20 protein-coding genes are annotated in these 22,975 nt (G+C 41.8%); 4 read left to right on the forward strand and 16 right to left on the reverse strand.

Annotation, left to right across the window (positions count from 1 at the left end):
* Nucleotides 1-317: 317 nt before the first annotated feature.
* The 5 genes from AR337_RS20660 to AR337_RS20680 form a co-directional block, all read right to left on the reverse strand.
* Nucleotides 318-1,232 carry a sensor histidine kinase KdpD gene (locus AR337_RS20660; protein WP_253702026.1) on the reverse strand — a complete coding sequence of 305 codons (915 nt, stop codon included), beginning with the start codon at nucleotides 1,230-1,232 and terminating at the stop codon, nucleotides 318-320.
* Between the two features lie 14 nt (nucleotides 1,233-1,246).
* Nucleotides 1,247-1,993, reverse strand: a complete 747-nt coding sequence (locus AR337_RS20665; RefSeq protein ID WP_059173951.1) for an ABC transporter permease — start codon at nucleotides 1,991-1,993, stop codon at nucleotides 1,247-1,249.
* Complete coding sequence (locus AR337_RS20670) at nucleotides 1,986-2,903, reverse strand: ATP-binding cassette domain-containing protein (RefSeq protein ID WP_059173952.1); 918 nt, start codon at nucleotides 2,901-2,903, stop codon at nucleotides 1,986-1,988. Before AR337_RS20670 ends, AR337_RS20665 begins: the two co-directional genes overlap by 8 nt.
* Before the next feature lie 95 nt (nucleotides 2,904-2,998).
* Complete coding sequence (locus AR337_RS20675; protein WP_156424490.1) at nucleotides 2,999-3,679, reverse strand: response regulator transcription factor; 681 nt, start codon at nucleotides 3,677-3,679, stop codon at nucleotides 2,999-3,001.
* 47 nt (nucleotides 3,680-3,726) lie between these two features.
* Nucleotides 3,727-4,233, reverse strand: a complete 507-nt coding sequence (locus AR337_RS20680) for a DUF1648 domain-containing protein (RefSeq protein ID WP_059173954.1) — start codon at nucleotides 4,231-4,233, stop codon at nucleotides 3,727-3,729.
* Nucleotides 4,234-4,536: 303 nt separating this feature from the next.
* Here AR337_RS20680 and AR337_RS20685 point away from each other — a divergent pair, with 303 nt between their 5' ends.
* Nucleotides 4,537-5,397 carry an STAS domain-containing protein gene (locus AR337_RS20685; protein WP_059173955.1) on the forward strand — a complete coding sequence of 287 codons (861 nt, stop codon included), beginning with the start codon at nucleotides 4,537-4,539 and terminating at the stop codon, nucleotides 5,395-5,397.
* Nucleotides 5,398-5,520: 123 nt separating this feature from the next.
* On the opposite strand, the gene AR337_RS22925 is transcribed toward AR337_RS20685, so the two are convergent.
* From AR337_RS22925 to AR337_RS20720, 7 genes are all read right to left on the reverse strand, one after another.
* Complete coding sequence (locus AR337_RS22925; protein ID WP_253702054.1) at nucleotides 5,521-5,688, reverse strand: helix-turn-helix transcriptional regulator; 168 nt, start codon at nucleotides 5,686-5,688, stop codon at nucleotides 5,521-5,523.
* A 95-nt stretch (nucleotides 5,689-5,783) separates the two neighbouring features.
* Nucleotides 5,784-7,436, reverse strand: coding sequence for a right-handed parallel beta-helix repeat-containing protein (locus AR337_RS20690; protein ID WP_059173956.1), 1,653 nt, complete (start codon nucleotides 7,434-7,436; stop codon nucleotides 5,784-5,786).
* Nucleotides 7,437-8,312: 876 nt separating this feature from the next.
* Complete coding sequence (locus AR337_RS20700; RefSeq protein WP_059173958.1) at nucleotides 8,313-8,981, reverse strand: Type 1 glutamine amidotransferase-like domain-containing protein; 669 nt, start codon at nucleotides 8,979-8,981, stop codon at nucleotides 8,313-8,315.
* 113 nt (nucleotides 8,982-9,094) lie between these two features.
* Nucleotides 9,095-9,640 carry a signal peptidase I gene (gene lepB / locus AR337_RS20705; protein WP_059173959.1) on the reverse strand — a complete coding sequence of 182 codons (546 nt, stop codon included), beginning with the start codon at nucleotides 9,638-9,640 and terminating at the stop codon, nucleotides 9,095-9,097.
* A 66-nt stretch (nucleotides 9,641-9,706) separates the two neighbouring features.
* Nucleotides 9,707-10,327: a histidine phosphatase family protein gene (locus AR337_RS20710; protein WP_059173960.1), complete on the reverse strand. Its 621-nt coding sequence runs from the start codon at nucleotides 10,325-10,327 to the stop codon at nucleotides 9,707-9,709.
* A 279-nt stretch (nucleotides 10,328-10,606) separates the two neighbouring features.
* A complete protein-coding gene (locus AR337_RS20715) occupies nucleotides 10,607-11,653 on the reverse strand; it encodes an NAD(P)-binding domain-containing protein (protein ID WP_082687103.1) in 1,047 nt (348 codons plus the stop codon).
* Nucleotides 11,654-11,732: 79 nt separating this feature from the next.
* Nucleotides 11,733-12,017 carry a helix-turn-helix transcriptional regulator gene (locus AR337_RS20720; protein ID WP_059173962.1) on the reverse strand — a complete coding sequence of 95 codons (285 nt, stop codon included), beginning with the start codon at nucleotides 12,015-12,017 and terminating at the stop codon, nucleotides 11,733-11,735.
* A gap of 383 nt (nucleotides 12,018-12,400) precedes the next feature.
* Between AR337_RS20720 and AR337_RS20725 the strand changes: the two genes are divergently transcribed.
* The gene (locus AR337_RS20725; RefSeq protein WP_059173963.1) at nucleotides 12,401-13,030 is read left to right on the forward strand and encodes a homoserine/threonine efflux transporter; all 630 of its coding nucleotides are present in this window, start codon (nucleotides 12,401-12,403) and stop codon (nucleotides 13,028-13,030) included.
* A 513-nt stretch (nucleotides 13,031-13,543) separates the two neighbouring features.
* Here the strand turns inward: AR337_RS20725 and AR337_RS20735 are convergent.
* Nucleotides 13,544-14,062, reverse strand: coding sequence for an ECF transporter S component (locus tag AR337_RS20735; protein ID WP_059173965.1), 519 nt, complete (start codon nucleotides 14,060-14,062; stop codon nucleotides 13,544-13,546).
* 127 nt (nucleotides 14,063-14,189) lie between these two features.
* Here AR337_RS20735 and AR337_RS20740 point away from each other — a divergent pair, with 127 nt between their 5' ends.
* On the forward strand, nucleotides 14,190-15,599 hold the full coding sequence (locus tag AR337_RS20740; protein WP_172797582.1) for a PLP-dependent aminotransferase family protein: 1,410 nt from the start codon (nucleotides 14,190-14,192) through the stop codon (nucleotides 15,597-15,599).
* A 221-nt stretch (nucleotides 15,600-15,820) separates the two neighbouring features.
* Complete coding sequence (locus AR337_RS20745; RefSeq protein ID WP_059173966.1) at nucleotides 15,821-16,540, forward strand: GNAT family N-acetyltransferase; 720 nt, start codon at nucleotides 15,821-15,823, stop codon at nucleotides 16,538-16,540.
* A 296-nt stretch (nucleotides 16,541-16,836) separates the two neighbouring features.
* Here the strand turns inward: AR337_RS20745 and AR337_RS20750 are convergent, their stop codons facing one another.
* From AR337_RS20750 to AR337_RS20760, 3 genes are all read right to left on the reverse strand, one after another.
* Nucleotides 16,837-18,621: an acyl-CoA dehydrogenase family protein gene (locus AR337_RS20750; RefSeq protein ID WP_059173967.1), complete on the reverse strand. Its 1,785-nt coding sequence runs from the start codon at nucleotides 18,619-18,621 to the stop codon at nucleotides 16,837-16,839.
* A 337-nt stretch (nucleotides 18,622-18,958) separates the two neighbouring features.
* Nucleotides 18,959-20,134, reverse strand: coding sequence for an acetyl-CoA C-acetyltransferase (locus tag AR337_RS20755; RefSeq protein WP_059173968.1), 1,176 nt, complete (start codon nucleotides 20,132-20,134; stop codon nucleotides 18,959-18,961).
* Nucleotides 20,135-20,467: 333 nt separating this feature from the next.
* Nucleotides 20,468-22,843 (reverse strand): 3-hydroxyacyl-CoA dehydrogenase/enoyl-CoA hydratase family protein, encoded by a 2,376-nt coding sequence (locus AR337_RS20760; protein WP_059173969.1) that lies wholly within the window; start codon nucleotides 22,841-22,843, stop codon nucleotides 20,468-20,470.
* Nucleotides 22,844-22,975: the final 132 nt, after the last annotated feature.

Below are 22,975 nucleotides of genomic sequence, written 5' to 3' on the forward strand. Positions count from 1 at the left end.
AGGTTAAAATCTAGGTTGCTTGTCAGATAAAGCAAGGATATCTGACAAGCTAAGGCTAAAATCCCGGTTGGTTGTCAGAATAAACTCTGATATATGAGAAGCTGGCATCATTGGACTGAATTTCCGCTAAATTCCCGTTCTGTGTCTCAACACGGTAGCAGCTTTGATCTCATATGCCTTGCAACGGACTTGAATCCCATGATCACATTATGTCCAATATCCATTCCCGCAAAAAGCCAGCACCTATTTTAATTAAAAAAGTGCCTTATCCTTCTTGGACAAAGCACCCTCAATAATACCTGTTTATCAAAACCTATCTAATCCCACTTTCTAAACGACACTTCAAGAATAAATTCATTTTCATGGACATTCGCAACCACTTTTCCTCCTTGTTTGTCAACAAGCTGCTGAACAATATGAAGCCCTAATCCAAGATGAGTACCAGTTCGACTAGAATCCAACCTGAATGTCCTTTTAAAAATCTGTTGGAGTTTCGTTGCATTAATGGTCTCAACATCATTTACTGCCCTTAGCCAAATATAGTCTTCTTCCTCTGCAAAACTAATTTTCAAATAACTTTTGGCATACGTTAAAGCATTTTGAATAATGTTGGTTACGATCCGAACGGTTGCTTTGTTGTCAGCAAGAACAGCAGGTACAGTACCTTCATCCATTTGTACCTCTAACTGCGCTTTCTCAAAATCTTCATAGAACATTAGCATCGTTTCCACAACAATTTGATCTAGAAACTGCTTTTCAATGGTTAATTTCTTGTCCGAGGAATCGAGCTGTGAGAGTTCATAAAATAAATCTACAATCATCGTGAGATTATCGATTTTCTTCTGAATAATATCTAAAAACTCTATCTTTTCTGCTTCAGATATAGACGGATCGGTTAAAAGCTCTGAAAACCCTTTGATCGATGTTAAAGGCGTTCGTAAATCATGGGAGATATTTGTGATTTCTTGCTTTAGTTCCATTTCTCTTCTTTCGACGGACTGCTGGTTCTCTTTGAATAATTGAATCAGCTGGTTGATTTTCGCTGCAAATCGGGCCAAGTTTTTAGTATGAGTATTTGTACGAACTATTTCATTTGTCCCGAAATTTTCACTGATTTCCTCTAATTGTTTTGTCATTCTTTTGACATCCCAATGGAAAAGCAGAAGCATGAAAACGGCAACAATCAGCAGGAAACCCAAAATCATGATAATCAGCCAGCTGCTCACTTTCATTCATCCCTTCCCCATCAATCGATGTTTTTATTTGCGAACTTTTTTGCTCCAATTAGTAAAGAAATCACGGAAATGACGATGCCTACAACCCAATATCGGTAATCGAATTGGACTGCGTCATCCAAAAAGCTCATTAAGTTATCATTTAACAAAGTATTCGGTGCGTATTTATATAACTCATTCAAGCCAGAAATTGGCCGGAAAACCCGCAGCAGGTTACCAGAAAGTCCAAAAATAAAGAGCAGCACGATAAAGATGTAAACTTCTCCAACCCTCAGCATCTTCAACGTATGAGTTAGGAAAAATCCACTCAGGACCATTGGCGCCATATTGACACACGCTAGTAGAAAATTTCTTGCTGACGGATTTTCACCTGTAAATAAGTTCTCACCTAACGCAATCATTAAAATTATCCCAACGACACAGATTAGCAGAAAATAACTTAAAGTCAGGATTAACTTAGACCAGAAGATACTATTTCGAGAAACACCGAAAGAAATGGATTGCTTCATCAGGGTCAAATCTTTGCCAGTGAGAGATAAATTATAGATTAACCCTACGATGATAATCATTAATCCGCCACTAATCACATTTGAATAGAAAAATTCACTGGTCGCATAAGGAAATTTCGGATCAGACTGTCCAAAAAAATAAAGGACGGTGGCAGCAGCGACAATCAGAAATAAACATATTACACTGGTTAAATACGGCCCTTTTTTGCGCAGCAGACGATAACTTTCACTTTTCATATAATTAATCATTTTTATTCCCCTCCACTAATCCTATGAAGTACTCCTCTAGATTCAGAGCTTCGATGCGAAACTCCTTCACGATCACACCATTATCAACTAAAAGGCGATTGATATTTCCACTGCTCTCTACATGATTTTGGATAGTGATGACTTGATTAGGAAGGACTTTGAACTGGATATCTGCATATGCTCGTTCTAATAATTGGGCCGCTTTCGCTGAATCATCAACCGTTAGGAGAATTTGTTTCCTGCTCTTCTCTTCCAGAGCCTCCTTGCTTAAATCATCGACGATTACACCATCTTTGATAAATACAAAACGAGTCGCCAACAATTTCAATTCCGTTAAAATATGACTAGAAATCAATATGGTTATATGTTTTTCCTGATTGAGCTTCATCAATAATCTGCGAATTTCAATAATCCCCTCGACATCCAAACCATTGATTGGCTCATCAAGAACTAAACAATCCGGGTTGCTTAAGAGACAAAGGGCTATGCCTAATCGCTGCTTCATCCCCATGGAATAATCTTTAAATCGTTTTTTCTTTTCATTTGCCAGACCGACAATTTCCAGGACTTCATAAATACGTTTCTTCTCAACGACACCCCGTTGAATCCGGAAATATTCCAGATTTTGAACTGCGGTAAAGTCCGGGAAAAATGCAGGTGTTTCAATCATAAAACCCATTCTTTTTTTCTCATTCTCGCTCTCTTTACCAGATTTCCCAAAAAGTTGAATCTCCCCAGTTGTCGGGAATAATTGGCCCGCAAGAATTTTGAATAACGTTGATTTACCTGCGCCATTTTTTCCAATTAGCGCACAGATTTCTCCTTTTTCCACTGAGAAATCAAGAGGTTTAAGGACCTCATCTTCCTTAAACTTTTTCGTTAATTGATACGTCTGAATAATAGTAGCCATCTTTTCGACTCCTTCACTAAATTTCTCGTTAATTGCAGTTTAGCTTAGAAGTCGTTAAAATCCTTTAAGCAAAACATAAAGAATTCATAAAGAAGTCAGATTAGCATAAAACCTACTCCCCAAATGGTCTTAATATATTCTTCCGTAGTCATTTCGGAGATCTTCTTGCGGAGGTTAGATACGTGAACGCTGATCGTATTATCATCCCCATAATAGGTCCCTTTCCAGATGCTTTCATATATCTCCTTTTTGGAAAGCGCACGCTCGGGATTGTTCATGAAAAATGTTAAAATATCAAACTCAGCATTCGTCAACTGTAGCTCCGTCTCTTTTAACGTTACAGACCGTTTTTCCGTATTCATTTTAATCTCACGCCATCCTATTTCCGCTGACTGCTCCGGGTGAGAACTTGCTTTTCGTAATTGGACTTCAACTCGGACCATCACTTCTTCCTGATGAAACGGCTTGGTTATATAATCATCCGCACCCATTTTCAATACTTGCACTTTATTCTCAAGGTCCACTTTCGCTGAAATGACAATAATCGGAATAGAACTCTTTTCTCTGATTTCGTTTATCAGTTCCTCCCCGCTTTTTCCCGGCAGCATCAAATCCAATAAAATTAAATCAAACGTATTATTTTGCAGCTGCAACAAACCTTCTGTACCCGAATAAGCTGCGACCGGTTCCATATGCGATTTTGCCAAAATTACACTTAGTAGCCTACTAATCTCTTGATCGTCTTCAATAATTAAAATGCGTTTACCTTCATACATCATTATCACCCATTTTTTAAAAAGAGTTGTATTACACGATGTTTCATTCATTTAATCTTTTTTTGTTTCATTATGCATACTACAATCGGTATAAAAGTGGTTACTAATGCTATTGGCAAAAACCATACTCCAATTCCGTTTCCATTGCCTAATGCAATTGAAATTGATTCAATTAAGAGTAAAGCAAAGAGGATTAGACAAATATTTTTTAATTTGTTTATCAGTTTTCGGCTTATTAAGTAGAACTCTTTTGCATTCTCTTTGCTAAATCGTTTTGGATAGTTGTGTGATTCCGGGTATTTCTCTAAAAATTGCATGAGTATTACGATAAATGCACCTACTATCGGTAATATGAAAAGTTCCATCTTTGAACCCCAACGATCTACTTCACCTAACGCATTATAATGTGCGGGAACTTTGTCAGGAAGCCCATTCCAATTGATAATTAAATAGATTAAAGAGCCTAAGTAAAATGAATACCCGATGATATCCCAAATCCACTCGCTCTTCATTTTCAAAATTTTAATTTTAGGTCGTTCCCAAGAATTTGACATCTCCTTCGTCTCCTCTCTTTTCCCTACCGAACAATCTTTCCTATTGTTCCCACATCAATTTTTCAAAAACATCTTAGATCTTTATACGGCTAAGAAATAGAACCGTTTCGCGTCCCGTTTGTATAATAAGCAGTTCCACAAAACGGAGGTAACTCCTCCCTGGATCAACAAATCCGTTGGTTCGCAATAACTGTATACCAAGATATTTTTTTAATAGAATCCTACTTTCTTCATATTCGTCAAACTAAGCTTGATATGTAATAATAATAAACAGAATATTAACATTTTTTATAGGGGGAAGACATGGGCGAGCATTTGGCACTTTTGGGAGAGACCATTATTAATAATAAACATGACATTTCTAGAGAAGTACATAATAGTCGATTCGCAGGCATACAGCTGCCAGAGCTGACAGCAGAACAAAAAAGAGAATTTCAAAAGATTGAACAGCAAATTATGCAGGTTAGGGCAGACTTTATTGAGATTTTTGGACGAGCCCTTATTGATAACAATGATGAACAATTATCGATTGATCGCGTAAAGGAATGGGGAGAAACAGCTGGCAGTTTTATCTTTAATCTTGGGGTTCCTTTAGACGAGGCGTTGAAAGACTCCAGCTATTATAGGAAGGTTATTTGGAAATCGATACAAGATTTCGGCTCAGACATGGACCTGTCAGCTGACTCTATTTTTCAAATTATTTCAATAATAGACCCTTTACTTGATCACGCAGTCTATTACTTTAGCTTAACTTTCGTTCATCATTTCCAACAATCCTTAAACAATGCCAAAAGGGCCTTTATGGAGTTGTCAGTCCCAATTGTTCCACTCATACCAGGAGTAGGCGTCCTTCCGTTGATAGGCAATATCGATACGGAAAGAGCTGCTTTACTGATGGAAAAGACACTGGAACAGGCAGGCAAATTAAATTTAAACCATTTAATATTGGATGTGTCAGGGGTACTAATTATTGATACGATGGTGGCCGATCAATTGCTAAGGGTAATCAATGCATTAACACTCATTGGTGTAAAAACCATTCTTACTGGGATACGTCCTGAGGTAGCCCAAACGATTGTGAGTCTCGGGTTAAGTCTTGAGCAATTAACAGTTAAATCCAATCTGCATCAAGCATTTAAAGAATTACAGTTGGTCAGGCATTAGATGTAGACAGGAGAATGGGCCCAGTTGAGTGGGCCCTATTCAATTTCATTCCCCCTAAATACTTGCTTCGTTAGAGCTAAACAGTTCGGACAACAAAAGTGCCTGAAAACAAAATTACATCCACTATTGTTCTAAGTTATCTCCATAAAAAAATACTTCTTCCAAAGGTAAGTCAAAGGAGTGTGCAATGCGAAAAGCCAGTTCTAAAGATGGGGAATAGTTACCCTTCTCAAGAGCAGCAATAGTTTGCCTTGTTACGCCTACCTTGTATGACCTAACCTTTCCCGACAAGTGCGTGTTAAATAGAAAAGGAACTACCGTTTTGCGGTAGCTCCCTATATGAACTGGCTTAAATCTATAAGTTCGAATGGCACTTTGCAAAAGATTTATTTTGAAATATACTTTACATGTTTACCTGTTCCTCCTGCAATAGGAAGGACATAGTTATTCGTATTCTTGCCTATTACCAGTTCCATTTTTGTTTTTGTGGATATATTGATTCCACGAATAGATACATAGGTATTTAATTTTACGTTTTTTTTGATAAGTTTATTCCCAGCGATCGTTCCGGTGTTATTTCCAGAACGGAAGGCAATGGCAGAAGGCGTCTTATACATACGATCCTGGACATCCTCCACTCTGTTTTCAGTAACTGAAAACTGCTGATTATGAGTATAGAGATGGATCCCATTTGCGTAGGAATTTACCAATGTATTATTTTTTATAACTAAACCTTTAGTATAGGACGCCTGGATTGCACCAGAGATACTATTTCCCTGCTGCCCCGCCTCTATTAAATGGTTTCCTTCAATGGTACAGCCACTACTATTATCAGATGACAATCCAGCCACAACGATTCCATATCCCTTACCGATTCCTTCAATTCGATTGCCTTTTGCCGTACATTTTTGGGAACCAAATAGCTCCTTCCCGCCTTTTCCTGTTGCGTTTACAAATGCAATTCCAACCTTTGTATTTCGTATCGTATTATTGTTAAACGTAATATTTTCTCCGCCATGAGTGTCAAGGGCCTCCCATAACGGAATGTCCTCAATGATGCTGTTCGTCACCGAACTATTTGTGCTCCTGGGGTGTGCCTTTAGGTTACTCTCAGCACCCTTTCGTGAATAAAAAACTCCATATGCATTTCCTTTACTTCCTGGTGAGATTGATTTTATATGGCTCTTATTAATATGCATATTACGGACAGACAATCCGCCTACTCCAGCAAAACCAACATCACGGATAACTGTATTTGAAATACGTACATTATCTGCAAATTCAGCCATAATACCATAAAAACCAATATTATGAATAAAGGTATCTTCTATAACAATGTTCTGGGCAAACTTAGCTGCATTCGCCCCCTGAATCGATATTCCGACTCCCTTTGCATCTGCTTTTTTATTGCCTGCACCCTGAAGCTCAATCCCATATATCTTTACCCCATCGCTAATTTTCAAAAGAGTTTGATGCTTTTTATCGTTGTATAGTTTTGATCCATACCCAACTATAGTGGTATTGTCGGGCACAAGTAGGCTGCTGATGTTAAATGAGCTGCCATATGGCAAAACGATAGCTTTACCAGTTCCTAGCTTTAACGCTTTTTGTAGTTGTTCTGTATTACTAGATTCATTTTTGGGCATATTTTTATCAGCCACAATTATTATATTGGTTTTATCAAGATCCGGTATTTTAGGATTAAACCCCAACTTCACCTCTGCAAGATTGTATAGTTCATCATTGTCATAATCCTCAAATCCATCTGGAATTCCATTTTTATCAGTATCACTTGATTTTGGATTAAGATTTAGCTCGTATTCGACCAAATTAGTTAACCCGTCTTGATCCGGGTCTTCAGAAGCGGTCTGCTTGTTGGTTAGATCCAGCCCATATTTCTTTTCCCAAAGATCATCTATTCCATTCTTATTATTGTCCAAAACTAGATTGCTAGTCCCTGCTATTACAGAGGGAACAAACAAGAAAAAAAGCATGACAACGATAACCATACTTAGAAAACGAACTTTTTGTTGCGGCATCTTCTTACTCCCTTTTAACGAACCCCTTTTAAATCTTGTTAAAAACAGATTTAATTAGTTCTTTTATCACGGTAGAATCTACTCATTCAAAATATTATATACTATATTAGGTATTTATATATGGGTAAAAAGATACATTTAATTGCTTTTAAGACATATTTTTGGAAAAAGAATAAGAGGAAAGTTATTGTTGTGAAGAAATGAATAAACCTCTAAATAGGCGGAAGTTTAGTTTTGCGGATTTTCCTGTTTAAAACCTATCCGAAGAGGAACAGGAAGCAAAGGCGGAGTAAGAAACCGAAAAACATCCTATAACGGATTTACGGAATCGTGGAAAGATTAAATATTCTATAATAAAACTATCAATTTTGTTGATTAGCCGGCCTAGTGCCGGCCTTTTTTTGTTTCAATGGATAACAATAAAGTGAAGCTTTTATAAGTCGGGTCATTTGTCAATAGATGATGAATTGAACCCATCGGCTACCCGTTTAGAGTGGGATAAACCCCCAAAATTTTGTTTTCGCAATCGGTTGATGAATTTGTCGGAATTGTGACAGTTTTCGATATATGCCTTGAAACTTTCGATATCCACATAAATTTTTTCGATATATCCGAAATTTTTTCGATATATCCGAAATTTTTTCGATAACAGCATGAAAATTTTCGATATACTTCCAAATTCCCTATAAAAGCTCATTTGGACCTTTTACGATGGACTGAATATGGTCGAATCTGGAGCCTCCCCCTAAACCAAATAGAAAAAGCGACCCTTTTTTCAAAAAAAGGCCGCTTTTTATAATTTATTGAGCCTGGCACACAGGTGGGACGTTTTCTGTCCAGTTTGGTGCCAGGCAAAAATCTAACAACACAGTAAGATCATGGTGTAAACACTTTCCAATTACCTTCGGATAGAACTTCGACCGCTCCATCGATCACTTTGATGGCGGTTTGATCATCAATTGCATACGCCGGCCCCTGCATCCCGGCGGCCCATTTCTCTGCATTAGCCATCGTGTTATACGGCAGCATCTCGTGATCCAGATGCGGGAACATTGCAAAATCAACCAGACTCAAGCCGGCATCACCTCCGTTGGGTGGAGTCCAGCCGACGAAGAATTCCCCGATGTTAGGTGCCATCACCATGCTCCCAGCACTCATTCCCACATAGACCGTACGCAGCGATGGCAAGAGGTCTGCCAGTCCGGACTGCCGCATCCAGTGGCACAGGTAGAGGGCGTCTCCGCCAGCCACCAGCAGGACGTCCGTCTCCCGGACTAGCGGCACCCAGCGGTCTTCGTCGATGCTTGGCAGCGCTGTGAGCTCCAGCACGCCGACGGACTTCCAACCCAGATTTACCATGGGGCTCTGTTCTTTCCCGCTGATGAACTCCCAGGTTTTGACGCCGGGGCCGACCCAAGGATGTCCGTACATCGCGGTGGGGATGCACAGTGCGCTAGACTCGGCGATCGGTTTGTCCAGCATGTTAACCAGCGCGTCGTGTATGCTTTTGTTATTGATGCCTCCAGATGTAAGCAGAAATTTCATAAGCCAACTCCTCCGTCTTAGTATGCGTATGACGTTTAATTCTTCAGACTTAAAGGTTAATCTGAATTATTTGGCCCCTGGATTTTCTTCTTGAATAAAAGTGACATAGCTAATTATTCTTTAATAATTTTAATTTCTTTTATCGGATAGTACACAATATTCGTTGTCCCAATTATCTTCTCTAAAGGAATAGCTCCAATACCACGGCTATCCTTACTATACCTTCTGTTATCGCCCAAGACGAACAGATGACCTTTAGGAACGGTTTCAGTACCTACTGCTGTTTCCTTTAATGTAAAGGATCCAGTTAGGGTACCTTGACTGATTTTTTCCTTAAAACTTTTTAAATAAGGTTCATCATACGCTTTGCCATTTACATAAAGCACATCATTTATATACTCTATCCTGTCTCCTGGAAGCCCGATGACACGTTTTATATACTGCTTGCCGTCAGGGGCGTGAAACACAACAATGTCGAATCTTTCTGGTTCTGCCGTTTTTGTTACAATCATGCGGTCCTTTTCTTGTAACGTAGGGTTCATTGAATCTCCCTTAACAACGATAGGGGTAAGGATAAAAGAACGAACAATAAGTACTAAAACAAGCGCTACTATTATTGATTTAATCCATTCATAGGTTTCACTCTTCTTCTTTTCCATTTCTCATCCTCCCTAAATCCACATTAAGTTTTATCCTTATTTTACCACATAAAGATAATTATTGCTTTACATTGAAAAAGGCGTCTTATGAGAAATATCTCCCTCCAAAACAAACCTATATTCCTTTCCGTTCACTTCAACGATCGTAAGGCTTGTATCGTGTATGAAAGGTGGGTCCCATAAATTTTCAATTGGTGAGTTTTTAAAGATGGACAGCAAAGTTTTTATCATTACCGAGTGAGTTACGATAAGAATATTTCCAGTTGTATTAGCCGCTTTAATTTTTCCTAAAACATCAAATGCTCTTGCTCGAACCTCACTAAAGGTTTCTCCGCCAACTGGAACAAACCGCTGAGGAACATTCCAAAAATGTTCAATCTCTAAAGGATTCGTTTCCTGAATTGATTCAAGGGTTTGTCCTTCCCATTTTCCTAGGTTCATTTCCCTGAGATTTCCATCGTAGATTACAGGGGTTTTTCTATTTCTTTTTAGTAACTCAGAGGTAGTCCTTGTTCTCCCACTTTGGCTTGAATAGATCGCTTCAAATTCAATATCCTTTAATCTCTCGCTTAAAGCGACTGCATTTTTAATGCCATTTTCCGTTAGGCTGGAATCCAGCCAACCTTGCATTCTTTTTTCCGTATTCCACACAGTTTCTCCATGTCTGGTGATATAAAGTTTGAGCATCGCTATTTCTCCTATACTTTTTGTTTTACAAAGATTCTCCTTCAACTAACAGAAAGGGGGTCAATTTTACATATCCGAACGTTTCATTATCTTTCATCCATTGAGCAATCCGTTTTAACATATAACTTTATAGCAAGTTTTATATTGAACCCTTTAAGATTTTCAATGTAAACCAAATTCATTTCTTCCATGTATCTTTCATCAGGTTTGATTTATTCAATCCATATAAAAGTTCATAGCAAATACTTCAATACAAACTTAAGTTTAATTACAAGAATGCTACCCCGTTAACTTTGTTATTTTCTTAACTATATAGTTTGCATCTAACCCAACTCCACGTATGGTTGCAGAAGAAAATGACCGTTGTCCTGAAAGACCTATATAAAATAGACCATAGATTGTGGTACTTACCCCTTTACTGTGTAATGGGTTTCCAGATGGATCAAGTGCATTTAGTAGAGATGATAGATAGTTCACATTAGGGCGAAAACCAGTGGCATAAATGATTGAATCCACTTTTTCTTCCCTTCCATCACCCCATACTACCCCATCTTCTGTAAACATTTTAAACATAGCTTTCCACTCTGGATTGCCCGTTGAAATGGCTTGTTTATATATCCCCGTATCAATAATTGAAATATTCATAGAGAATTTTCGACCATAAGGAAGAATATCTACCCCTGTTACTTTCAACCAAAAGTGAATGTCTTTTCCAAGAATCCTTTGGGGTTTAAATGAAATTGGATTTCGAGTGGCGATTGATACGTTTGAGACTTTTGATAATTCATAGGCAATTTGAACAGCTGAGTTACCGCCACCAACTACAACTATATTTTGATTTTTATACTCCTCTACAGTTTTGTATTGGCTAGAATGAATTGTTTTCCCTTTAAATATTTCACTTCCATCAATTTTTGGTATATTTGGACAGGAGAAAGCACCAGTAGCTGAAATGACGGTTTTTGAATAATAGACATTTTCTTTTTCTGTTGATAGTACAAAAGAGGAGCCCTCTTTTCTCACTTCTATAACTTTTTCCTCAGTTCGAATATTTAAGTTGTAATGATTAGCATATTGATTAAGATAAGAAATAACCTCATCTCTAGTGGGGTATCGATTTGGATTCCCAGGAAATTTGAATCCTGGAAGTGATGAGTATCGAGCAGGTGAAAATAATCTCAGACTATTGTAATATTTAGTCCAGGAACCAGCAGTTTGATTACTACCTTCAAGAATAAGATACTTTAAACCCTTTTTGTGTAAGTAATACGCCGCTGCCAAACCCGCCTGACCTGCTCCTATTACAATCGAATCATATGATTTCATCAATTAATACACCCCTTTATATATCGTAATTTAACGATATGTTTATCAAAAAATGAACATATAGATATTCCTATATGTTCTATTTACAGCAGTTCATCATTAATTGATTAAAGTCTTGCAATAACTGAATAATTTTGTTTTTATGGGGTGAATAATATACAGCTTTTCCTTCCTTACGCGAAAAAAGTAAACCTGCTTTTTTTAATATCGCTAATTGTTCGGAGGCAGTGGATTGACCTATACCCACTAAATCTGAAACTTCATTTACTGTTACTTCATTTCTATCCAGAAACAAAAACATAATTTCCTGTCGCTTTTCACTTGCAAGTGCTCTAAGAAATTGATGGATTTCTTCATTTATCAATATTTATTCCTCCCTTCAACCGATTCCTTATATCGGTATTTAACGATATGTAATATATAAATATTATTTTAGTTATCATCTTCTGTCAAACCCATTTTTCCGACTTTCTTATGATCGTTTTTTAAATTGTTGCTCGAAATGTGTCCTAATTCGCCTGCCAGGGGAAGAACCGTCAGTGAACGGGACTACGATAATTGAAATGACAGCCAATCCAATGTAAAACCATTTATCTTTTATAAAAAAATTTCTCCCCCTTCGACACTTCATAATGGCCGCTGCCTTTTGTAACTATTATTTTACCAAAACTGTTGGGTACTTCTAACTTCTCTGATATACTCATTAAAATTAATTATTTGAGTAGTCATAAAAGAAAGGGGAATAAAATGGATAGCTTACTTACATACATTTCAATAGTTGCAATGATGATTGTTATTCCAGGAGCAGATACTATGCTATTGGTGAAAAACACCCTTAGCTATGGTACAAAAGCTGGATTTTATACGATTCTTGGAATGGCAACGGGACTTTCTTTTTGGACGCTTATTGCGGTTCTTGGATTATCTGTTGTCATTTCCAAGTCTGTTGTTCTTTTTAGTATAATTAAATATTTGGGAGCTGCTTATTTAATTTTTTTGGGAATAAAAAGTTTTTTTACTAAAAGTGTGTTCTCCTTAGAGGAATTTCAAGCACAAGCAAATGCACCTGCGGATTCATCAAGTCGGCATAATAAAGAATCCTTTATGCAAGCATTGCTTAGTAATGTTCTAAATCCAAAGACTGTGTTAGTTTATATTACTGTCATGCCTCAATTCATCAATTTGAACGGAAATATCAACCAGCAATTGATTGTGTTGGCATCGATCCTAACAATACTCGCTGTATTCTGGTTTCTAATCCTAGTGAGTGTAATTGATTATACAAAAAAATGGTTGAAAAACTCCAAATTCCAAAAGGTATTCCAGAAATCAACTGGCTTAATTTTAGTAGGTTTTGGCGTTAAAACAGGAATTTAACTTTTTTTATTACAACTCCAAATTCAATTTTCTCCGTTCAGACATCTGAACGGTTTTTTTTCCTCGCAATTGCTTCAAACATGCAACTTACATCATTGTTCAACTCCGTATGTTTAATAAGAAGTTCAATAAAAAATGCGGTAATCCTTCATGGAACACCGCTTAAAAAACACTATAAATGATTAATGCTTAATAAGCGTTTATACCTTTCTCTTCTTTCCTTTTCCAGCCTTAATCGTTCAGTTTTCATTGTTCTTTTGGCTCTCTCTAGAGAAGAAAAACCAGTCACCTCAAGTACATTTAATTCCACATTAAAAATCCAGTCATTCATCATACCATCATAGTAATAATTCGGATATACGGGAATCATTGGGAAAAATTCTAAAATAAAAAATATGAAATAACCCCCTTTTTCTTAATGAAAATGGGGTTGGCCGAAGATAAATCAATTATCGCGATAATACCCCGTTTAATTAAAATGAAGCAGTGGATACGTCCCCTGCTTCATTCTTTTTATAAAAGTTTTTTAAAGCGTCCTACAAGCGGGATTACGATGATACCGGCAATGACTACCTGCATGATATTGCCAGGGATTGAGCCGAATGGAATGATCCAGTTGCCGTAAATGATGACCTCAGCAAAGTAATAGCCTGCGACCTTAATGATTAATGCGACAATAACCGCCAATGTGTAGACAAGCACTCTTTTGCCAGGCATTTTTTCGGAAATAAGGCCGGCTACATAGCCCATTGCCCCAACGATGACGAATGTAAATGGTGACCATGCCGCCCAGCCGGAGAGAATATCGAACATTCCCATCCCGAATGCACCAGCAATGGCTCCCGTCTTTCTGCCATATACGAATGCCGCTATAAAAAGGGGTACGTTCCCCAGATGGATCAGGCCACCGTTCCCCATGATTGGAAGCTTAATGTTAATGAACATAGTCGCTACCAGGGTAAGAGCGATGAAAAGAGAATTGATGACCAAGGACCTTGTTTTCGTTGATGCAGGTGCCAACGTAGATTGCATATGAATTACCTCTTTCTTGTGTTTAAATAAAACCCACTGATTACTTGATATTTAGTATAATGAAAATTGACATTATAAAAAGAGTCAATTTTTCAAAAAACTAAGTGGTCAGTTAGGGGGTTTTCAGATGGATATGCTTATGTTCGAATTGGATAAAAATACGGAAAAGCCCTTATATGAACAGCTTTATCTCGGTATTAAATACGCCATTACCCATAAACGGATAAAAGTTGGAACAAAATTGCCTTCCAAAAAAAAATTGGCGGAATTTTTAAATATCAGCCAAACAACGATCGAAACTGCCTATGGTCAACTTGTAGCTGAAGGCTATATTATATCCCGGCCCCGCAAAGGTTTTTTTGTAGAAGAAATAGATGATTTACCTTATATAGAGAAAGAGTCCTTAGACATTCCGGTAGAAAAAGTTGTGGAAAAAGCCTATCAATTTGACTTTCATCCAGGAAAAATTGATACAGATTCATTCCCCTTTTCACATTGGCGAAAATATGCGAAAGACTTGTATGACAGTAGTTCAAAGGATTTCTTACAAATTGGGGAGCCTCAAGGGGAATACGCATTGCGGACTGAAATTGCGAAGTATCTTTATCAGTCTAGGGGGATTGTTTGTAAACCTGAACAAATCGTCATTGGTTCGGGAACAGAGCAGCTGCTTCCAATGATTTTGAGATTGCTTGAAAATGATTCGGAATTCGCCCTTGAAAATCCCGGCTACTCAGCAATCCCAAGAATCCAATTGCAAAATAGGGCCATCCCGATTTCGGTTGATGAAGAGGGATTAATTGTGGATGAACTCGAAAAAACAAATGCAAATGTCGTTTATATTACACCTTCGCACCAATTCCCTACTGGAGCTGTTTTATCAGCAACAAGGAGAACGCAGCTATTGAAATGGGCAGCAAAAGATGAAGACCGCTACATCATTGAAGATGATTACGATAGCGAATTTCGTTATATCGGAAAGCCCATTCCCGCATTGCATGGACTGGACCAAAACAATAAAGTGATTTATATCAGCACGTTTACTAAATCATTAATGCCATCTTTGCGCGTTGCTTATATAGTGTTGCCTACAACATTAGTCCGAAAATATAAAGAGACATTTAGCTATTACTCAGCAACTGTACCTAGATTCGACCAGCATATTTTGGCCAACTTTATGAAGGATGGCTATTTCTCAAAGCACTTAAATCGGATGCGGAAGATTTATCGTAAAAAACACGATAAAATAACCCACACCTTTGAAACGTTCTACCCAAATGTCAAAATCACTGGCGACCAGGCTGGTATGCATATTTTGATTTCTGTACCTTTGTCAGAAAATGAGGATGAATTAAAACAGATTGCCGCAGCAAACCATATTGCGATCTATCCAGTAACCGATTATTTGTTAAAACCAATTGACTATCATCATCCTACCTTTCTATTTGGCTTTGGAGGTATTCCATTGGAGGAAATTGAAACTGGCATTCATCAATTGATGCAATGCTGGGGAATAGCGAAACGGACCTCCCATTAGACAGATTGAGAAAAATCAATTTTGATGGAGGAGTGAGGCAAAGGAAACGTCCCCTGCCTCACAGTTTCCAAGCATAAAGAATTACTGGATGAAATAAGACAGCACTTGCATTTGAATTTTTAAGCTGATAAAGATAAAACTTTCAAAACTGTGAAGTTATATTTTTCTACCTTCAGCAATCGGGTAGTATCGTTGAACAAGATGAATGGGAGGATTTTTTTATGGGGGAAAAAACGGAGTTAAAAAAAGCCGTTGATTTATTTGTTCGGGGGGAGTTCCAATGTAGCCGCCAACCTACGACCCAATTACATAATTACGATTCTATTAAACATCTTGCCCTTGGTACAAATGTTGATGGCAGAACTGACGAGTTTTTCGTGAATGATTCAGACCCTGCCCACGTTATTGAATTTATAAATAAACAAGACGTCAAAGAAGACTATTGGCTTACCGTGTTTTCTGATGAAAAACCTAATAGTTATGATTCCGAGGGATATACTCTCTATAGTACAGAGTTTCTTATGATGTTAAATCTGGATAGCTGGTCTATTGAAACAGAAAACAAGATCATCACGCGTGTCAAAACCAGGGATGAAGCCCGGCGTATCAATCATTTTTTCGATAGGAATGTTATCGATCTTAAAAAATTGGACGATCCAAATCTGCATTTTTACATTGGTGAGGTGGACGGCCGTCCTGTATCATTTGGACGCTATTTCCTGCTAGATAAAACGGTATGCTTTTTGAGTGATGTATTTACTTCGAAAATTCATAGGGGTAAAGGAATAGCCAAGGCACTTTGCCGAAAAATGCTTATTGATGCCAAGCAGGAAGGCGCTGTCAAGAGTGTCCTTGCTTCCAGTCAAGCGGGGCATCCTTTATATTTAAAATTGGGTTATCACGATGTAACAAAAATGTGGGTGCATAAGAAGCAATCATAAAATGACTTAACGATAGAAAAAAATTATAAGCGTCCAACATATGCAAGATTGTTTTCAAAGCTTGCGTATGTTGGACTTTTTTGCTTTTTTTCGGGTGGAGGCTGTGTTTTTAATTTTTACACTCCATGGGAAATAGTTTCTGGGTCGGGCGTAGGTTGACGGAGTTTATGGGCTTTTTATTGTGCTAGCTTTGTTTGTCCAGGAGTTGGGTTTTGGCTGGGTCTAGGTTTCGCTGGCATTGAAAAAGGCATCCAGTGACGGATGCCTTTTTTCACAAAAGAAGAAAGATCTTGCTCTTAGACTACATATTTCTCGGCTTCGATGAGGCGGTCGGCGGCCTGGCGCTTTTTGGCGATGACGTTGATCGGCGTGTGGCGCGTGAATTTGCGGAGCGCGGACATGAGCATCCTTAGGGTGTCGCCTTCTTCGGTGGCGACGAGTGTTTCTTTTGCATGTTGCTCGATTTCGTTGAATGCTTCCTGGCAGAAGATTTGAGTGTACAGGAGCTTCTGCCGGGATTTTTCGAGGCCTGATTTTGTTATGGCTTTTTCTGTCCTCAGGACCGCCGATTCCATTGCATAGGCGTTGGAGATAATGTCGGCGATGTTGACGAGGATTTCCTGTTCCTGCTCAAGAGCCTTGCCGTATTTCTGGGCGGCGAGTCCGGCTGCGAGGAGACCGATTTTTTTTGCGTTCCGGACGAGGTGCTTTTCCTGCTCGAGCGGCTCGTCACCTGGATCCTCCGGCATCAGCATCATCATCTCTTCCTGAAGCTGCTGCGCTTTTTGGAATAGCGGAAGCTCGCCTTTCATTGCTTTCCGGATATAGGTGCCCGGTACGAGGAGACGGTTGATTTCGTTCGTTCCCTCAAAGATCCGGTTGATGCGGGAGTCGCGGTAGGCGCGTTCGATTTCATATTCGGCCATGTAGCCGTAGCCGCCATGGATTTGGACGCCTTCGTCGACGACGTAGTCAAGTGTTTCGGTGCCGAAGACTTTGTTGAGCGAGCACTCGATGGCATACTCGGCGATTGATTTTGCGACTTGTAGCCCGTCCCTAGCTTCGTCTGCGGTGAGGCGACCCATCCGGTCCTCGAACAGGCCGACTGTGCGGTAGACGGAGCTTTCGGCTGCATAGATTTTTGACGCCATTGTCGCGAATTTTTCCTTTGTCAGGTTGAACTGCGAGATTGGCGTTTTGAACTGCTGGCGCTGGTTTGCGTACTGGACGGTGATTTCAAACGCACGCTTTGCCCCGCCAACGACACCGACGCCGAGCTTGTAGCGGCCGATGTTCAGGATATTGAAGGCGATGATATGGCCGCGGCCCGCCTCGCCGAGGAGGTTTTCTTTTGGTACCTGCGCGTCTTGCAGGATGAGTGTCCGGGTCGATGAGCCCTTGATGCCCATTTTCTTTTCTTCAGCACCGACGGATACGCCCGGGAAGTTGCGCTCGACGATGAATGCCGAGAAGTGCTCGCCGTCAATTTTCGCATAGACGATGAAAACATCAGCAAAGGCGGAGTTCGTTATCCATTGCTTCTCGCCGTTCAGAATATAGTGCGTTCCTTCGGCGTTCAGTTTGGCGGTTGCTTTTGCGCCGAGTGCATCGGAACCTGAGCCTGGCTCGGTCAGTGCGTAGGCTGCGAGTTTTTCCCCTGTCGCAAGGTCAGGCAGGTACTTTTGCTTTTGATCCTCGTTTCCGAAAAGGACGATTGGCAGTGAACCGATACCGACATGGGCACCGTGCGAGATTGAGAAACCGCCGGCACGGGCCATTTTTTCAGCGATAAGGGCCGAGCTGACTTTGTCGAGTGCGAGTCCGCCATACTCTTCGGGGACGTCCGCTCCAAGAAGGCCAAGTTCACCAGCTTGCTTTAGTAGCTTTACGGAGCGGTCGAACTCGTGGTTTTCGATGTATTCGATTTGCGGCATGACTTCGTTGTTGATGTATTCCTCGGTCGTTTTGGCGATCATTTTATGCTCATCGGTAAAATCCTCGGGGGTAAAGACGCGGTCTGCTGGGATGTCTTCGATTAGAAAGCTACCGCCTTTAATAGACTGGCCGAGCTGGTTGGTCATTGCGATTCCTCCGTTTCATTTTTAGAAGAGTTGGGTTGGGTCTTGGGTGGCGTTAGTGAGTTGGATTTCGATTTGGTTTGGCGCCCCGCTGGGTGTAATTTTTGGACTTATTTTGTTTTAGTGCTAGCAGCTGCTAGCTTTTATGAACCGGTTTTATGGATTTATGAACTGATACTTAAATTTATGAACCGGGTTCGTCGTGTTATGAACCGATTTGAACATTTATGAACCTTGCATCTGGCCTAGTCGAAATCTAACGAGCAAGCCATCCCGGCGCACCAGGATGGCCGGATGCCAACGTAAGTTTTATTTTCTGAATGGAGCTGTTTTTTTCCGACTAAAGCAATTCGAACACTCCGGCTGCGCCCATGCCGCCGCCGATGCACATTGTAACGACGCCGAATTGTGCATTGCGGCGTTTTAGTTCGTGGATCAGGGAAAGTGTGAGTTTTGCGCCTGTGCAGCCAAGCGGGTGGCCGAGTGCGATTGCGCCGCCGTTTACGTTGACTTTGTCCTCATCAAGGTTCAGCTCGCGGATGACCTGGATGGCTTGGGATGCGAATGCTTCGTTCAGCTCGAATAGCGAGATGTCGCTGAGTTCGAGACCTGCGAGCTTGAGCGCCTTCGGAATGGCGACGACCGGGCCGACGCCCATGATTTCCGGCGGCACTCCCCCAACGGCAAACGACCTGAATTTTGCAAGCGGCTTCAGGCCAAGCGACTCCGCTTTTTCACGCTCCATGACCATGACCGCAGCGGCGCCGTCGCTTGTTTGCGAAGCGTTCCCCGCTGTGACTGTTCCGTTAAGGGAAAATGCCGGGCGAAGTTTCGCTAGAGTGTCGAGGTTCGTATCCGGGCGGACGCCTTCATCTTGCGCGAACTGGAACGTTTTCTCCTTTAGCTTGTTGTCGCTGCCGACCGAACGGACGGTGACATCGACCGAAACGATTTCATCTTGGAATTTCCCCTCCCGGATGGCACGGGCGGCGCGCTCATGGCTCCGGACGGCGAACTCGTCCTGGTCGCGGCGGGTGACGCCGAACCTTTCGGCGACTTTTTCTGCTGTGTGGCCCATGCTCATGTAATACTGCGGGGCCGTTTCGGCAAGCTTAACGTTCGGGCGGGTGACATGGCCCATCATCGGCACCATGCTCATCGACTCCGCTCCGCCGGCGAGGATGGTATCCGCTTGGCCGAGCATTATGCGCTCGGAGGCGTAGGCGATTGACTGCAGGCCGGACGAACAATAGCGGTTGATGGTGATGGCTGGGACTTCGTACGGGAGCCCGGCCAGGCCCGCGATGTTGCGCGCCATGTTCAGGCCCTGCTCCGCTTCCGGCATTGCGCAGCCGATTATGACATCATCTATGTTTCCTTCGTAATTGCCGGCTCGCCTCAGAGTTTCCTTGATGACGAGCGCGCCGAGGTCGTCCGGGCGAACCTGGGCAAGCGAGCCCTTCTTCGCCTTTCCGACTGGCGTACGGGCTCCGGCAACGATGACCGCTTCTCTCATTGGGTTCCCTCTCTTTCCTTCTAGTGTTCTAGTAAACTCATGGTTTTTAGCGGATTTTGGGGTCCGCAGGTATTGCGTGGTTCTGTCTGCAAATCTGGTATCAGCGGGTGCTGGTGGTTTATCAGTATTTGGTAGCAGTCTATCAGTATTCAGTGGCGGTTTATCAGCATTCGCCGAATGTTTATCAGTATTTGGCGGCGGTTTATCAGCATTCGCCGAATGTTTATCAGCATTTGAGCAACTTTTATCAGTATTAGAACCGATTTGTCAGTCGGTTAACAAAAAGCCGATGCGAAATGAAGCAATGGATACGTCCCCTGCCTCACTTCAATTCTAGTTCCTGAGCGGTTTTCCTTTGACGAGCATGTGTTGCATGCGTTGTTGTGATTTTGGTTCTGCTAGCAGGCTTAGGAATGCTTCGCGTTCTAAATCTAGCAGGTATTGCTCGTCGACTTCGGTGCCGAATGGGACTTTGCCACCTGCGAGTACGTAGGCGAGTTTCTTTGCGATTTTCATATCGTGCTCGGAGATGTAGCCGGATAGCTGCATCGCCTGGGCGCCGAGGATAAGTGCGGCGTAGCCGGTTTCGCCTGTGACCGGGATTTTCTTTCGGACAGGCGGTTTGTAGCCTTGTTCGTGCAGCGCGAGGACGGCTTGTTTGGCGTCATGCAGCTGGTGGTCGCTGTTGACGGAGATGCCGTCGGCCCGGTATAGGAAGTTGGTTTCACGCGCTTCGGCTCCCGAGGTGGAGACTTTTGCCATGGCGATGGTTTCAAATACTTTGGCGGTGACCTTCATAAGGTCGAAGTCAATCCCTTTCGGCAGTGCATTCAAGTGCCTTATATAGAGCTCCTTGTTGCCGCCTCCGCCCGGAATGAGGCCGACGCCTACTTCGACGAGTCCCATGTACGTTTCCATGTTCCCCTGAATATGCGCGCATGGGAGGCAGACCTCGGTACCTCCGCCAAGTGTCATCTGAAACGGCGCGACGACAACTGGCTTCCTGGAATATTTGATTTTCATCATGGCGCTCTGGAACTGGCGGACGACCATGTCGAGTTCATACAGATTGTCGTCCTGGGCTTCCATCAAAATCATCGCGAGGTTTGCGCCAACACAGAAGTTCTTGCCCTGGTTGCCGATGACGAGCCCTTTGTAATTCTTTTCAACCTCGTCAATCGAAAAGTTGATCATCTGTAGGATGTCTGGCCCGATTGCGTTGCTCTGGGAATGAAACTCGAGCAATGCAACGCCGTCTCCAATGTCGATGAGGCTTGCGCCTGTGTTCTTTTTGATGACGCCTTTTTCCTTTTTGATTTGTTTCAGGTCGATGACTTTCGGATTCACTTCGAGCGGCTTGTATTCGCCGTTATCATAATAGGTATTTTCCTTATAGAATGACGTATGTCCGGCAGCTAGCATGTCCTCCACCCATTGCGGGACTTGGTCTCCTTGCTCCTTCATTTTCGCGGCGGCACGTTCAACGCCGATTGCATCCCATGTTTCGAACGGACCGTGTTCCCAGCCGAAACCCCATTTCATTGCACGGTCAATTGACGGGATGTCATCGGCGATTTTTCCGAGAAGCTCTGCGGAATAGAGGAGCACCGGACTGAAAATGTTCCAAAGCAGGCTGCCTGCGCGGTCGTCCTTTGCGTATATGAGCGCTTTCAATTTATTCGCCGTGCCTTTTTCCTGCTTGGCAAGCTCGGTTGCCTGGGTCTTTAGCTTTTTGCGCGGTCCGTATTCTAGTGTGCTTGGATCAAGTTCAAGAATATCTTTTCCTTCTTTTTTAAAAAAGCCTTGGCCGGACTTGCTGCCGAGCCAGCCGTTTTCAAGCATTTGCAGCATAACGGGCGGAACATCGAATACTTCCTTTTCCTCGCCTTGAGCCTGATCGTAGACATTTTTCGCGACATGTACGAATGTGTCGAGGCCGACAACATCAAGGGTGCGGAAGGTTGCCGACTTCGGGCGGCCGATAAGCGGGCCCGTAACCGAATCGACTTCGCCGACTGAATAGCCGCCCTTCAGCATTTCCCTTAACGTGATGAGCAGGCCGTAGGTGCCAATGCGGTTCGCGATGAAGTTCGGCGTGTCTTTTGCGATGACGACTCCTTTGCCGAGTACGTCCTCGCTGAAGGTCTTCATATAGGTAAAAACGTCCGGGCCGGTGTGCTGTGTCGGGATGATTTCAAGCAGTTTTAAGTATCGTGGTGGATTGAAGAAATGGGTGCCGAGGAAATGTTTTTGGAAGTCCTCGGAACGGCCTTCCGCCATCGCTTCAACCGATATGCCGGATGTGTTCGAGCTGACGATGCTGCCCGGTTTCCGGTGCTGGTCTACTTTTTCAAAGACTTGCTTTTTTATGGTGAGGTTTTCGGTAACGACTTCAATGATCCAGTCGACTTCTGAGAGGCTGTACAGGTCGTCTTCAAGATTGCCCGCTTGTATGAGGTTAAGGTTTTCTTTTACTGTGAGCGGTGCCGGCTTTTGCTTGAGCAGTTTTTGGATTGCTTCGGTTGCGATGCGGTTGCGGACTTGTTTGTCGTTTAGCATCAGGCCTTTCGCCTTTTCGGCTTCGTTTGGCTCGCGCGGGACGATATCAAGCAAGAGTGTCGGGATTCCGATGTTGGCGAGATGGGCGGCAATCCCTGAACCCATCACTCCCGAGCCAAGCACGGCAGCCTTTTTAATCGGTTGAATCACATGTGTCTCCCCCTTCGACAAAATTTGAATGAATACTCATTCATTTTTTCAGCAAAAAAAATTCAACTGGAAAATTATGAGCTCTGCTACCTCTAATAATAAAATATTTTGAATATTAGCGCAACAAATAAG

This window comes from Bacillus sp. FJAT-27445, from assembly GCF_001510665.1.
Taxonomy (GTDB): Bacteria; Bacillota; Bacilli; order Bacillales; family Cytobacillaceae; genus Bacillus_D.

Excerpts from the sequence above, each read along its gene's own strand:
- AR337_RS20660 (WP_253702026.1), bottom strand. The coding sequence starts at position 1,232 with ATGAAAGTGAGCAGCTGGCTGATTATCATGATTTTGGGTTTCCTGCTG.
- AR337_RS20665 (WP_059173951.1), bottom strand. The coding sequence starts at position 1,993 with ATGATTAATTATATGAAAAGTGAAAGTTATCGTCTGCTGCGCAAAAAA.
- AR337_RS20670 (WP_059173952.1), bottom strand. The coding sequence starts at position 2,903 with ATGGCTACTATTATTCAGACGTATCAATTAACGAAAAAGTTTAAGGAA.
- AR337_RS20675 (WP_156424490.1), bottom strand. The coding sequence starts at position 3,679 with ATGTATGAAGGTAAACGCATTTTAATTATTGAAGACGATCAAGAGATT.
- AR337_RS20680 (WP_059173954.1), bottom strand. The coding sequence starts at position 4,233 with ATGTCAAATTCTTGGGAACGACCTAAAATTAAAATTTTGAAAATGAAG.
- AR337_RS20685 (WP_059173955.1), top strand. The coding sequence starts at position 4,537 with ATGGGCGAGCATTTGGCACTTTTGGGAGAGACCATTATTAATAATAAA.
- AR337_RS20690 (WP_059173956.1), bottom strand. The coding sequence starts at position 7,436 with ATGCCGCAACAAAAAGTTCGTTTTCTAAGTATGGTTATCGTTGTCATG.
- AR337_RS20700 (WP_059173958.1), bottom strand. The coding sequence starts at position 8,981 with ATGAAATTTCTGCTTACATCTGGAGGCATCAATAACAAAAGCATACAC.
- lepB (WP_059173959.1), bottom strand. The coding sequence starts at position 9,640 with ATGGAAAAGAAGAAGAGTGAAACCTATGAATGGATTAAATCAATAATA.
- AR337_RS20710 (WP_059173960.1), bottom strand. The coding sequence starts at position 10,327 with ATGCTCAAACTTTATATCACCAGACATGGAGAAACTGTGTGGAATACG.
- AR337_RS20715 (WP_082687103.1), bottom strand. The coding sequence starts at position 11,653 with ATGAAATCATATGATTCGATTGTAATAGGAGCAGGTCAGGCGGGTTTG.
- AR337_RS20725 (WP_059173963.1), top strand. The coding sequence starts at position 12,401 with ATGGATAGCTTACTTACATACATTTCAATAGTTGCAATGATGATTGTT.
- AR337_RS20735 (WP_059173965.1), bottom strand. The coding sequence starts at position 14,062 with ATGCAATCTACGTTGGCACCTGCATCAACGAAAACAAGGTCCTTGGTC.
- AR337_RS20740 (WP_172797582.1), top strand. The coding sequence starts at position 14,190 with ATGGATATGCTTATGTTCGAATTGGATAAAAATACGGAAAAGCCCTTA.
- AR337_RS20745 (WP_059173966.1), top strand. The coding sequence starts at position 15,821 with ATGGGGGAAAAAACGGAGTTAAAAAAAGCCGTTGATTTATTTGTTCGG.
- AR337_RS20750 (WP_059173967.1), bottom strand. The coding sequence starts at position 18,621 with ATGACCAACCAGCTCGGCCAGTCTATTAAAGGCGGTAGCTTTCTAATC.
- AR337_RS20755 (WP_059173968.1), bottom strand. The coding sequence starts at position 20,134 with ATGAGAGAAGCGGTCATCGTTGCCGGAGCCCGTACGCCAGTCGGAAAG.